Source organism: Caballeronia sp. LP006 (assembly GCF_031450995.1).
GTDB lineage: Bacteria > Pseudomonadota > Gammaproteobacteria > Burkholderiales > Burkholderiaceae > Caballeronia.
The window spans coordinates 556256-569476 of sequence record NZ_JARTVW010000002.1 but is presented as its reverse complement, the minus strand read 5'-3'; the positions used below and the strand labels follow the sequence as shown (position 1 = coordinate 569476).

9 protein-coding genes are annotated in these 13221 nt (G+C 62.1%); 3 read left to right on the top strand and 6 right to left on the bottom strand.

The window, feature by feature from the left end:
• The first annotated feature begins 133 nt into the window (after positions 1-133).
• The 3 genes from P9250_RS03285 (at position 134) to P9250_RS03275 (ending at position 6385) form a co-directional block, all read left to right on the top strand.
• Positions 134-1408: an extracellular solute-binding protein gene (locus P9250_RS03285; RefSeq protein WP_310391076.1), complete on the top strand. Its 1275-nt coding sequence runs from the start codon at positions 134-136 to the stop codon at positions 1406-1408.
• Complete coding sequence (locus P9250_RS03280; RefSeq protein WP_310391074.1) at positions 1405-4323, top strand: EAL domain-containing protein; 2919 nt, start codon at positions 1405-1407, stop codon at positions 4321-4323. The genes P9250_RS03285 and P9250_RS03280 overlap by 4 nt, the downstream gene beginning before the upstream one ends.
• Positions 4324-4549: 226 nt before the next feature.
• On the top strand, positions 4550-6385 hold the full coding sequence (locus tag P9250_RS03275; protein WP_250467771.1) for a diguanylate cyclase domain-containing protein: 1836 nt from the start codon (positions 4550-4552) through the stop codon (positions 6383-6385).
• A 4-nt stretch (positions 6386-6389) separates the two neighbouring features.
• Here the strand turns inward: P9250_RS03275 and P9250_RS03270 are convergent, their stop codons facing one another.
• From P9250_RS03270 to P9250_RS03245, 6 genes are read right to left on the bottom strand one after another with little or no spacing between them, the layout of a single operon-like run.
• The gene (locus P9250_RS03270; protein ID WP_244831924.1) at positions 6390-7139 is read right to left on the bottom strand and encodes a lipopolysaccharide assembly protein LapB; all 750 of its coding nucleotides are present in this window, start codon (positions 7137-7139) and stop codon (positions 6390-6392) included.
• A 29-nt stretch (positions 7140-7168) separates the two neighbouring features.
• Positions 7169-8143: a type II secretion system F family protein gene (locus P9250_RS03265; protein WP_244831923.1), complete on the bottom strand. Its 975-nt coding sequence runs from the start codon at positions 8141-8143 to the stop codon at positions 7169-7171.
• An 8-nt stretch (positions 8144-8151) separates the two neighbouring features.
• Positions 8152-9138 (bottom strand): type II secretion system F family protein, encoded by a 987-nt coding sequence (locus P9250_RS03260; protein ID WP_250467770.1) that lies wholly within the window; start codon positions 9136-9138, stop codon positions 8152-8154.
• A complete protein-coding gene (locus P9250_RS03255) occupies positions 9131-10513 on the bottom strand; it encodes a CpaF family protein (RefSeq protein WP_250467769.1) in 1383 nt (460 codons plus the stop codon). The genes P9250_RS03260 and P9250_RS03255 overlap by 8 nt, the downstream gene beginning before the upstream one ends.
• 3 nt (positions 10514-10516) lie before the next feature.
• Positions 10517-11809, bottom strand: coding sequence for a fimbrial protein (locus tag P9250_RS03250; RefSeq protein ID WP_250527103.1), 1293 nt, complete (start codon positions 11807-11809; stop codon positions 10517-10519).
• A complete protein-coding gene (locus P9250_RS03245; RefSeq protein WP_310391068.1) occupies positions 11806-13218 on the bottom strand; it encodes a type II and III secretion system protein family protein in 1413 nt (470 codons plus the stop codon). The genes P9250_RS03250 and P9250_RS03245 overlap by 4 nt, the downstream gene beginning before the upstream one ends.
• Positions 13219-13221 lie beyond the last annotated feature (3 nt).

The following is a 13221-nucleotide window of genomic DNA, read 5'->3' as shown; positions in this document are numbered from 1 at the left end:
GATAAGCAGTGCTGGTGCTGCATCGGCAAATTGCGTCGCGACACCGCTGCCGATCCGGTCCAACAACAACACAAACACAACGAGCGAAGCGCAAGTGCGACGAATCGGGCTTGCTTCCCTGCTGGCGGGTTTCTTGAGCCTGATACTGCTGTCCTTCGCGGGCTGCCGTCAGGACGACCGCGCCACGTCCGCTGATCCCGCGAATGACGCGGCGGCCGCGCACGAGGTCACGACGATCTCCGCGCTCGTCTGGGCGCCCGACTGGACGGAAGAAATGCTCCAGATCGCGGCGCAATTCAACAAGTTGAATCCCGATATCCGCGTGAACGTGCAGTTCATGATCGGCAATTCGGTCGAAGAAAATATCAAGCCGCGCGTGGCATCGGGCAATCTGCCGGATTTCGTGAGCGTCAATCCAAACGCTTACGCCGCCGAATTGGCCGATCAAGGCATTCTCGCGGATGTCGGGAATACGGCGGCTTGGAAAGCCATGCTCACGCCGCTCAAGAGCGATTGGACGAGCCGTCAAGGCCGGCACTTCGGCATATCCGGCGGCGTGGCGACGACGCTCATCTATTACAACGAGGCGATGTTCGCACTCGCCGGCATAAAACAGCCGCCGACCAATTTCCGCGAGTTTCTCGCCGCCTGCGCACAACTCAAACGCGCGGGATTCACACCGATCATGTGGAACGGCGGTTTTCCGAACATGCTCGGTAATGGTCCTTTCGGCTCCGGCTTCGCGGATAACGTCGTAGCCCGCGATCCGGCATGGAAAGCGAGAATCGCGGACGGTACGCTCGATCTGAATACGCCCGAAGTCGCCGATATCTTCTCGAAGATTCTTTTATTGCCCGCGCGTCACTACGTGCAGGACGGTTATATGGCAACCGATTACGACGAAGGCATCCGTCTATTCAAGGACGGCGAAGTCGCGATGGCGTTTCATGGAAGCTGGGCCGCCGGTCTTTTGCTGCACGGCAATCCCTTCGAAGTCGGCGTATTCGTGCCGCCGTGGAATGCGCCGGGCAAGGAAGCGGTGCCGGTCGTCGGCAGCGAGACGGGCTTCGCGGTTTGCGAAACGGCGAATAAAGCGGCTGCCACGCGTTTCCTGGATTTCATCGCGGGCAGGGGCTTTTCGGTGATGCAGAGAAAACGCCGCAATATCGCGCCATTCACGCAGGCGTCGGACGCCAGTCTGAGCGATCCGAAAATTGCCGAATACACCGTCATGGTCAGTCATTACCCCGTGACATCCAGCCCGTATTATTCGGTGCTGCCGTCCAATTCGATCGAGCGGCTGCATCGTCTGATGCAGGATGTGCTGCTCGGAAAGATCACGCCCCGGCAGGCCGCGCGCCTCCTGGATGAGTCCGTCAAGAACGAAGCAAAGATGCATTACAAATGAGCTCAATCCTTGGTTCGCTACGACGCGCGTTCGAATTGCTGTCTCTAGATCTTCTGAGACGCGTCGAGATTCGCTATCGCCTTATCGCGGCATTCATTCTGGTTGCGCTGCTGCCCATTCTGATTTCGGGCTATATCTCCTACGTGGAATCGACGGCCGCGATCAAACAGAATGCGGAGATGTTTTCGAAGGAAGTGGTGAAGCAGGTATCGCGCAATATCGCGCTGCGCATGGAGCAACTGGAAACGGAAAGTGCATTGCTCGTGTTGTCGGATCGCGTGCAGGGTGCATTGACCAAGGCTGCGAATGGCAGCGCAAAGGAACGCAGCGAAGCGCGGCAGGACATGACGCGCCTCTTGCTGGATCACTATGGTTCGCTCGGTTATATCAACCAGAAGTATTTGCTGGATCAGCATAACCGCATCATGGATACACAGGCGTTCGCGCAATTGTCGCGCGGCGTCACGCGTCTAGTCGCTCAGGTGCCCGATCGTAACGGACGCCCTTATTGGGGCAGTTATGACGACGGCGTCGGCCAGCAAAATCTCGGCATGGTGCGCGCGATCTTTGGCAAGAACAACAATCGGCAAATCGGGAATCTCGTGCTGGTGATTCGCCCCGAGCATTTCTCGACGATCTTCTCCGACGTCGCGCTCGGCAACAAGACCGAAATCTATGTACTCGATGCCGGCAACAACAAGGTGATCGTGCGCGCGGAAGGCGGCGCAAGCACCGATGCATCCGCCGCGAAAGACCTCGTCGAGAAGATCGCGCACACGCGGGATGGCGCGCAGCCGAACGGTTTCGTGCCCTTTGAAGGCACGCGGCAGGACCGCTATTTCGCGGCTTACACGCGCATTCCCGGCACCAACTGGTTCGTGGTCAGCACCATTCCCGAGGAGAAACTGACCGCGCAAGTGCAGTCCGTGCGCAACCAGATCATGCTGGTCGGTATCTCGGGCTTTCTGCTTTCGATCATCCTCGCGTACTTCATCTCTTACAGCATCTCGGCGCCGCTCAAGGACCTCGTGCGCAAGATGAACGATGCCGGCACCGACGCAGGCGCGCCTTCGCAAGACCATACGGACGACGCGAAAGACGAACTCGGCCGGCTCGCGCAACGCTTCGAGAAAATGCGCGAAGCGATCAAGCAGAAGATCCAGAAGATCAACGAGATCAACACGACGCTCGAACAGGCTGTCATCGAACGCACGGCGGAACTGGTGACGCGCGAACAGGAATCGCGCACGCTCATCACGAACTCGCCGGACACGATCACGCGATACGACCGCAATCTGAGGCGTATCTATGCCAATCCGGCGTTCTGTGCGTGGACCGGGCGCAATCCTGGCGAACTGCTCGGCAGGCGGCCTTCCGAAATTCCGGGCGGTCCGAACGCGCAACTCTACGAGGAACGCGTACGCGAAGTGATTGCGAGCGCACGAAGCGCGCAATTCGAACTGCGCGCGGTGACGAGCGACGGCGAGGAGCAGTGCACGCACTTTCGCCTGACGCCGGAAATCGACTGGTCGGGCAAGGTAATCTCCGTGCTCGTGGTGGGCCGCGATATCTCCGAACGCGTGGCTTTCGAAGCGACCATCTGGAAGCAGGCCAACTTCGATGCGCTCACGCATCTTCCAAACCGGCAGATGTTCCTGAGCCGGCTGGAATACGAAGCGCGCATGTCGCGTCTGTCGGGGCGGCGCATGGCGCTGATGTTGATCGACCTCGACCGCTTCAAGGAAGTGAACGACTCGCTTGGTCACGACACGGGCGATGTCCTGCTGATCGAAGCCGCGCGCCGCATCACGTCCTGCGTGCGCGGCACCGATACGGTCGCCCGTCTGGGCGGCGACGAATTCACGGTAATCGTGCCGAACGTGGATGACGACAGCGAAAGCATCGAAGAGATGGCGCGCACGATCATCGACACCTTGGCGGAGCCGTTCACGCTCGGTCCCGACGAGGCGTTCATTTCCGCAAGCGTGGGTGTGACGTTTTATCCGGACGACGCGGGCGAACTCGACGTGCTCTTCAAGAATGCCGATCAAGCGATGTACGCGGCCAAGAACGCCGGGCGCAATCGCTTCAGCTACTTCACGCCCGACCTGCAAGTGGCAGCGGAAAAGCGCCTGCGGCTTACGAGCGATCTGCGCACCGCCTTGGCCGAAGAGCAATTCCGCGTCTATTACCAACCGATCGTCGATCTCGCGACCGGGGAAATTCATAAGGCCGAGGCGCTGATTCGCTGGCTGCATCCGGAACGCGGCACCATCAGCCCGCTGGAGTTCATTCCGCTTGCCGAGGATACGGGGCTGATCGTGCCCATCGGCGACTGGGTGTTCAGGCAGGCGGCGCATCAGGCGAGCGACTGGCGCGAGCGCTTTCATCAAGACTTCCAGATCAGTATCAACATGTCGCCGGTGCAGATTCGGCACGACAGCCAGATTTGCACGGAGTGGTCCGACTATCTCGCCCGCCACGGCATGTCTGCGCAAAGCGTCGCGGTGGAGATCACCGAAGGTCTGTTGCTGCATGCCGAAGCAAACATCGACGAAAAGCTGCTGGCTTTCCGCGATGCGGGCATCCGCATTTCCATCGACGACTTCGGCACCGGCTATTCATCGCTGGCTTACCTGACGCGCTTCGACATCGATTATCTGAAGATCGACCGCTCGTTCGTGCACAACCTCGATTCCGACCGGGACAACCAGGCGCTTTGCGAAGCGATGGTCGGACTCGCGCACAAGCTCGGCCTGAAGGTGATTGCCGAAGGCGTGGAGACGATCGAGCAACGCGATTTCCTCGCGGCCGTGGGCTGCGATTTCGCGCAAGGTTTCCTATATTCGGAGCCCGTGCCGCCCGCGCAGTTCGAGCTGCTGATGTGGCCCGACGCGGTGATCGTCGACGTTTGAACTTCACGAAGCGCCGGATAAACGGCGTGAAAAAGCCCCTAATCGGCGAATTGGTTTTCATTCGAGAACGTTAGAGTGCGATGCAAGAAACCCCCGTTGCGTCGCCAGACAGCGCAACGGTTCATCGCAACCGTAACGAGCATTCGACCGATCGTGAATACATGGCATGTAGCGCCGCTGCCCGCGAACGAAAAAAAAGAGGCTGCGATTATTGCGGAGTATCGACGTGCTCGATACGCCGCCAGAAGAAGTATTCGACCGCATTACGCGCGTCGTCGCGGAGCTGTTGCAGGTGCCTATCGTGCTGGTGTCGCTCGTCGATGAACACCGGCAGTGGTTCAAGTCGCGAGTAGGGCTCGACGTGTGCGAAACCGCGCGCGACGTATCGTTCTGTTCGCATGCGGTGCATTCCGAGGCGCTTCTCGTCGTCGATGATGCCCTCGCGGATGAACGCTTCGCGAGCAATCCGCTCGTCACGGGCGAGCCCTTCGTGCGCTTTTATGCGGGCGTGCCGCTGCGTTCGGCCGAAGGTCTCGTGCTCGGCACACTCTGCGCCATCGATACGAAGCCGCGCACGTTGTCCGCCAATCTGCGTGCCGCGCTGTGCGATCTGGCGGCGACAGTCGAGCGCGAACTCGTGCAACGCGAAGCGGCCCGCGATACGCGCGAAGTCCAGGAGAACGACCGCCGCCGTTTGAGGCTTTCGGAAACGCGCTTCCATACGATCTTCCAGCAGACGCCGACGGGCAAGGCTATCGTCGATCTCGACGGGCGCTTCATCGAAGTGAATCCGAAGCTGTGCGAGATCACCGGCTACAGCGCGAGCGAACTCGTGCACATGACCTTCCAGGAGATCACGGAAGAAGCGGACCTTGCCGCCGACTTGCAACTCGTCGCGGAACTGCTGAGTGGTGCGCGTCAAACGTATTCGCTTGAAAAACGCTATCGCAAACGAGATGGCGGCACCGTGTGGATTCACCTGAGCGTCGCGCTATTGCGTGATCACGACGGCACGCCGAGCCACTTCGTGAGTGTCATGCAGGACATCACGAGCCGCAAACATAGTGAGCAGCTTTTGCGCGACTATCAGCAGGAACTCGAACGCCGCGTACTCGAACGCACCTGCGAACTGACGAGCAGCCGCATGGCGTTGCAGACGATCACGGACAACCTGCCGATTCTGATCGCTCACGTCGATGCGAATCTCTGCTACCGCTTCAACAACGAGGTGTATCGCGATGTATTCGGCTTCGATCCCATGGCGCTGCGCGGCAAGTCTGTTCGCGAGACCGTGGGCGATGAAGTTTTCGAGCGCAGTTATCCGCTGTTCCAGCGCGTGCTGGCAGGCGAGCGCGTGACGCATGAGGATATCGTCTACAACGTGGAATCCGGACGTGTGTGGAGCGCGACTTATATTCCCGACATGGAGCGCGGCAAGGTGGTCGGCTTCTATGTGATGTCGCAGGACATCACGGAGCGCAAGCAGCGCGAGAATCAAATGCATTCGGAAATCATGCTCGATGCATTGACCGGCCTGCCGAACCGCCGCGCGTTACAAGAGCAGCTGTCGCTGGCGGTGCACTCCGCGCGCGATGAGGAAATTCCGTTTGCGCTCTTCTTCATGGACCTCGACGGTTTTAAAGCCATCAACGACCAGTACGGTCACGACGCGGGCGATGCCTTGCTGAGACAAGTCGCGCACCGCCTGAAGAAAGCGACGCGCGCGACCGATCTGGTCTGCCGCCTCGCGGGCGACGAGTTTGTCTTGCTGGCGCGCGACATTGCATCGGCGAGTGCTTGCAGCCGTATCGCGCAGGATATTTGCCGCGCTATCGGCAAGACGTTCGATCTGGGTCAGCGCGAGGCGCAGCTCGGCACGAGCGTGGGTATCGCGATGTGCGCGGCGGGTTATGCGACATCCACGGAAACGATGCTCGCGGAAGCCGACCGCGCCATGTACGAAGCCAAGCGCAAGGGCCGCAACGGCTTTCGCTTCGCGCCCATATCGGCCGAAGCCGAACTCGCGGCGCGGCGCGTGGCGGCCGTCAGCGCCGCGGCGTAGTTCCTCACAGCGCTGCGCTGGCCATGCTTGCCGGGCGATGCGAGCGCGCCGCATCCGCGACGCGTTTTGCATCGTCGGCAATAGCCTGCTGCGCGTTCGGCGAAAATTTCTGCTGCGTCATCAGGCTCTGCGCATTCGCGGCCTGACCGCTCGCGAGCAGATACAACGCCACATTGCTCATGGTCTTCGTGCTGTTCGGCGCGAGTTCGGACGCCTTCATCAGCGGCACGCGCGCGCCCTCCACATCGCCTGCACGCAGCAGTGCATAACCGAGATCGGAAAGAATCGGCGCATCGGTCGGGGCGAGATCGGAGGCGTGCGCGAATTGCGCGGCGGCCGCGTCGAAATCGCCTGACTGACCCGACAGCAAGCCCAGTCCGCGATAGCCACGCGCGGCGAGCGGCGTCGACAAAAGCGCTTCGTACGCGGTGCGGCTCGCGGCCGCTTGTCCCGTCTGCCGCAATGCATCGGCGCGGCGCAAGGTGGAATCGGCGGAGCGGTTGAAGCGCTTCTCGTAAGCGTCGATATGCGCGAGCGATGCATAGAACATCCCTTCGCTCTGCATCTTGTCGATCAACGCCAGATACATGCCGGGCGTGTCGGGCAACGCGCTCTCACGGTTCGTGCGTTCGAGCGTTGCTTCGTGCTCGGCCTGCGCGCCGAGACCATAGCCGCGATCCTGCTTCGAGGCGCATGCGCCAAGCAAGGCACAGAGAAGAATGGCGCCGATGCGCGCGTGGGTCGTGAAGTTCATGTCTGATCTCGTTGAAAAGGTTGGCCGCGTTACCTGTGCAAGCCGGCCAGCGAATGGAATACGGCGATGAAGCCCGGCCCCGCCGTCATGATGAGAAGCGCGGGCAAGAGCGTCAGCACCATCACGCCCGTCATCTTCACGGTCAATTTGCCGATGCGTTCGCGCAGGCCCGTGCGGCGCATTTCGCGCAGCCGGTCGCCGAATTGCCGCAGCGGTTCCTGCACCGCGCCGCCATGCTGTTCGATTTGAATCATGAGGCGCAGCACGGCGGCGAGATCGTCGCTTTCGTAGCTCGTGGCAAGGCGTTTCATGGCCTGCTCACGCGTGCGGCCCGTCGCGTATTGCCGTTGCGCGAGCGCGAGTTCCTGCGTGAGAATCGGCATCACCTTGGCAAAGTCGCTGACGATGACCGAGATGCTCTGATCGAGCGAAAGTCCCACGCCCTGAAGGATGCGCAACAGGTCGACGAACATTGGCAATTCACCGATGATCGACCGTTGCCGCTTCGTTGCCTTGCGCTTCACATACCACTTCGGCGCCATGAAGCCTACGAGGAGCGCGGCGAAGCACGTCAGCATGAAGCGCGAGCCGTGCACATTGCCGTGCGATGCGAACACGACGAAGGCCGGTAGCACGATCGATGCAACGAGCCGCGCGGCGAGAAAGCGGGCGCGGGAGCTTGCATCGGTATGGCCGCAGCGGTCGAGCAGGCGGCGGTCTTCGTCGGCGACGATCATCCGTCCGAGCCGCGATTCGAGCCACTTCGAGCCGACGACATGAGCCATTCCCGTGAGCGAGAAAAAGCGCGGAAATGGTCGCCGATTTGCGTCGTCTTTTTGCACGGGCGCACTCTGACGGTCGAGCGCGCGTTCGAGCACGCCGGACGCGCGGCGCGAGCGTAAGGTCCGCGAGAACGCGTTCACGCCGATAAGCACGCAACCGAGTGCGGCGGCGACGGCGGCAAGCGCGATAACGAATTGAGCGGGCACGATGCTGTTGTCCATGTGTTGTTTCAATCGCGCAGACGCGCGAGGCGATACAGCAGGAACGCGCCGAGCGTCTGCAGAGCGAACGCGCCGTAGACGAGCTTCTTGCCGAGCACGTCCGTCCACATTGCATCGAAATAGGCGGGGTTCAGCAGGATGATCGCGGCGCCGAGTCCGACCGGCAGCGAGCCGAGTACCCACGACGAAAGCCGCGTCTCGGTGGATAGCGCGACGAGTTCACGATCCGCCTGTTCGAGATCGCGCATGAACGCGGCCATGCGTTCGAGCATTACGTCCGAACGGCCACCGAATTTGACCGAGATGCGCAACACCGAGCCGATCAGTTCGAACTGCTCCACGCGATACATGCGCGCGACGGCCGTCAACGCCTGATCGATATCCGCGCCGCCCTTCAGACGCGGCATGACCTGTTCGAGGCACTCGCGCAATGGATCGTCGGCGGATGCGGCCGCGCCTTGAAAAGCCGCCGGAACGCTATTGCCGATGGTCACGAGCCGCACGATGCCTTCGAGAAACGAAGGCAACTGGCGCACGATGCGCTGATTGCGTTTCTGCGCGCGCCACGTGAGGATCGCGTAGAAGCCGACCGCCGACATCGCGATGGCAACGAGCGCCATCACCATGCCGATACGCGTCCAGCATACGAGCGCCGCCACGCCAGTGAACGCCGCCCACATGGTGAGCGCCGCGCGCGGCTTGCGCACGCTTGCGCGATGAAAGAGCGCGCCGAGTTCGCCCATGACGCGCTCTATCGCGCGATGAACGTCGCTGCGCGGCGCGACGGCTTCACCCGCTTGCCGATGCTGCGCTTGCGCCACGCGCGCGGAAAGCGGCGGCAACGGTGTCTGCGTACCTGCCGTTTGCATCTGACGCGTGAAGAAATGCTGCGCGAGGCGTGCGTCGCGTTTTTGCAAGCCGCGCATCCACAGCAGCATGCCGCTTGCGGCGCACAGCACGGCGATCATGCAGACGAGTGCGATTCCGCTAGACACCGAAGCCTCCGCTGAAATTGAAGCGGCCTTCCTGCGGTGGGAAGTCTTCGGCGCGCGTCAAGGCGGCAAGCGACTGACGGAACTTCGCGAGCTTCGGTGAATGCGGTTGCAGTCCGAGCGAGGCCCAGTTGTCCGTATCGACGCCATCCGCCGACGTGACCGCTTCATAGTGATAAAGCTCTTGCGTCGCGATGATGTCGTCTGACAGGCCGGTCACTTCCGTCACCGAGAGAATGCGCCGCTTGCCGTTCGAGAGCCGCCCGATTTGCACGATGAAGTCGATGGCATTGGCGATCTGCCGGCGCAAGCTGGCTTCGGTGCCCTGAAAGCCGGCAAAACCCGCAAGCATCTCCAGTCGATAAAGACACTCGCGCGGCGAACTCGCGTGCACGGTTCCCATCGAGCCATCGTGGCCGGTGTTCATCGCCTGAAGCATTTCGAGCACTTCGCCGCCGCGCACTTCGCCCACGATGATGCGGTCCGGCCGCATCCGCAACGTATTGCGCAAGAGATCGCGGATAGCGACGACGCCCGCGCCATCGAAGCCGCCCGGACGGCTTTCGAGCCGCACCACATGCGGATGATTGAGCGACAACTCGGCCGTGTCCTCGATAGTCACGACGCGTTCGTGCTTCGGAATGAAGAACGCGAGCGCGTTGAGCAGCGATGTCTTGCCCGAACTCGTGCCGCCCGAGACCAAAATATTGCAGCGCGCTTCGACGGCAGCCTTCAGCACCGCCGAGATGTTTTCATCGAACGTGCCGTTGGCTAGCAGATCGTCGGGACGCAAAGGGTCGCGGCGAAACTTGCGGATGGAGATTACTGGTCCGTCTATCGACAACGGTTCGATGATCACGTTCAGGCGGCCGCCATCGGGCAGACGCGCGTCGACCATCGGGTTCGACTCGTCGAGCCGTCTGCCGATAGGCGCGAGAATGCGCCGCACGATACGCAGCAAATGCGCATTGTCCGCGAAACGCACGGGCACTTTTTCGAGCATGCCGTGACGCGAAACGTACACGTCGCTATAGCCGTTGATGAGGATGTCTTCCACGGCGGCATCGGCGAGCAAGTCTTCTATCGGACCGAAACCTGCGAGCTCTTTAGTCAACGCGGCGGCGACCAGGCGCACTTCGCTTTCGTTGAGCGGTATGCGCCGTTGCCGCACGAAGCTGTCCATTTCCGTATCGACGAACTGTTGAATCGCCTGACGCGACCAGCGGCCGAACTCGGCGCCCAATTCCTCGATGCGCGTAAGCAGATGCTCGTGCGCGGCGCTCGCCACATCCTGGAACTGTTGCGAGTGAGCGAAGGCCACGGTTTCGGGGCCTGCTTCGCTCGCGAAGGCAACATCCTGATCGAAGGAAGAGATCATCGCTTAGGCTCGCTTGAAAAGTCTGGCCGACAAACGGGCGAGGCTTGCGGGCGCGACATCGTTCGACGCGCGCACGGGCTCTCCCGCGAGTTGCGCGGCGAGGGCATCGACGGCGCGGACGTAGGGATCGGCGGGCGCGGTATCGCCGAGCAATTGACCTTGATTCACCGCGCGCACGAGTGCTTGCGCACGCGCGGGCAACGTCGCCACGAGCGGCAGCCCAAGACGCGCGGCGAGCGCCTCGGGTCCGAGATTGCAGGCCGGATCGTGCTTGTTGACGATGAGTTCCGGCTTGCGATGACTCGTGCTTTCGGCATCGCGCGCGCTTTCGAGCGCCGTGCAAAGACTCGCCGCCGATACCGCCGACGCGATGTTGGCATCGCAGACGAGCCAGAGCGTGTCGGCGGCTTCGATCAGATGGCTCACGAATTCGAGATTCGAGAAGCCACCGAGATCGACGACCTGATGATCGAAGAACGCGCGCAAGCGTTCGAGCGTTTTGACCGCGGCCGCGTAAGAGACGGTGCGCATCTCGGCGAGATCGGCGGGCAGCGTCATCAACGCAAGGCCGCTCGCGTGACGCGCGAATGCGGTATGCACGAAGGTTTCATCGAAGCGGCGCAGGTTGTGCACTGCGTCGTGAAAATGCAGTTCGCTGCGCGTGTCGAGCAGCAGCGTGCTGTCGGCGGCGGGCAGGCCGAGGTCGAGCAGCGCCGCGCCCTGGTTGCGTTTGCCAAGGCGTTTTTGCAGCAGCACCGAAAGGTTTGCCGCGAGCGTGCTGACGCCCGCGCCCGTGCGTGCGCCGAGCAGTACCGTGAGCTTGCCGCGCCTTGCAGGCGCGCTCATTGCCGATGCTTGCGCCATGATGCGGCTCACCATGTCGAGCGCGCGCAAGGCGGCGATCTGCATGGCTTCGGGCGTCGCGTGGCGGGGTTCGATGTCGAGCAGATCGCGTGCGCCCGCGCGCATTGCGGCAAGCGCGATTTCACCGACGGCTTCCGAACCGAGCGCGATCACGGGCAGCAATGGAAACGCGCGATGAACCTCGGCGACGAGCATCGTGGCTTCCGCGGGCGTATCGAAGTCGATGAACACGAGCGCGGGCGCGGCCGATGCAATCTCTTGCACGAGTTGCGCGGCATCGGTCGAGGCGAGCATGACTTCGCCTACCGTGGCGAGCGCGGCGGCGAGACGCGCGATGCGTCCGGGTTGCGCGCTTGCACACAAAAGTCGAGGGCGTGCGCGCTCATCCGCCGATACGGCTTCAGGCGCGAAGCTTTGCGTGGCTGCGGTCATTTGGAGAATCCCGGTGCTTCGTCATCGGATGCCGCGCCTGCCGCGAAGCTGCGCCACACGTTGCCGTCGCGTTGCTCGGACGCGCCCGGCAACGGCGGCACGACTGCGCCCTTGGCGATAGGCGTGACGAGATGCGGCGTGACGAGAATCACGAGTTCGCGATCCGTCTGCGAGTACTGCAAAGTCTTGAAAAACGTGCCGATGATCGGCAGATCGCCGAGCAGCGGCACCTTGCTCACGTTCGATGCGGTCTCGCGATCCACGAGTCCGCCGATCACGAAGCTCTCGCCATCGCCGAGTTCGACGGTGGTTTCGGCGCGGCGCGTGGTGAGCGCCGGCACCGAGACGCCATCCAGCGTGATGGCGTGTGCGAAGTCGAGCTGGCTTGCTTCGGGCGCGACCTTGAGCGCAATGCGATGCGGTCCGAGCACGGTCGGTGTCAACGTGAGACCCACGCCATACGGCTTGTACGTGATGGTCGTGGTGCCGAGCGACTGCGGCACCGGCACGGGAATTTCACCGCCTGCGAGGAAGTTGGCGCTTTGTCCGGAGAGCGCGACGAGCGTCGGTTGCGCGAGCACGCGCGCGAGATTATTGCTTTCCAGAAGGCTCAAATTGGCGAACAGACCACGCGAACTCGAATTGAGCAGCAGGTTGAACGCGGCGCCGATGGGCGAGGCGGACGTGACATCGAGTGTGCCGCCCGCATTGCGCGACGCGCTGCCGAGTGAACTCGGCGCGAACGTACCGAACGCAAAGCCCGCGTTGTTCTGCGAGAACAGGTTGAAGCCCGCTTCCTTTAACACCGACTTGCTGAACTCGACCACTTTGACATCGACCTGAACGACGCTCTTGGTGGCAACGATGGAGGTATCGACGACCGCGCCGTCCTTGCCCACCGATGCCTTCGCCGCCGCGACCGCGCGTTCATGCGTTTCCATCGTCGCGGCCGAGCCTTGCACGAGCGCCGTGTTGCCGAGCACGTTGACGGTGGGCGTCGCGCCATCGACGAGTGCCGCGCTTGCTTGAGACTCGACTTGCACATGCCAGGTGAGCGGCGTCTTGCGGCCTGGTTCCCACAGCATGACGTCGGTGTTGCCGGGCGCTTTGCCGACCAGCATCACGCCGTCGTTGCCCTTCAGCACGAGCACGTCCGCGACGGCTGGATCGCCCACGGCGACGCGTTGCAACGCGCGTCCCAGCATGAGCGGCTTCTGTGCGCCGCTGGTCAGTTTGATGGCTTCGGCTTGCGCGGGCGACTGGTTTGGCGTCGTCTGCGGCTTCTGTGCGTTCGGCTTCTTCGAGGACGCGTGCGAATGACGCGCTTCTGCGGGCGTGGCCGCAAGCATCGAGAGTGCGCAGGCGAATGCGATACGACGCGCGGCGCGGGAAAGAGGAAGTTGATACATGAT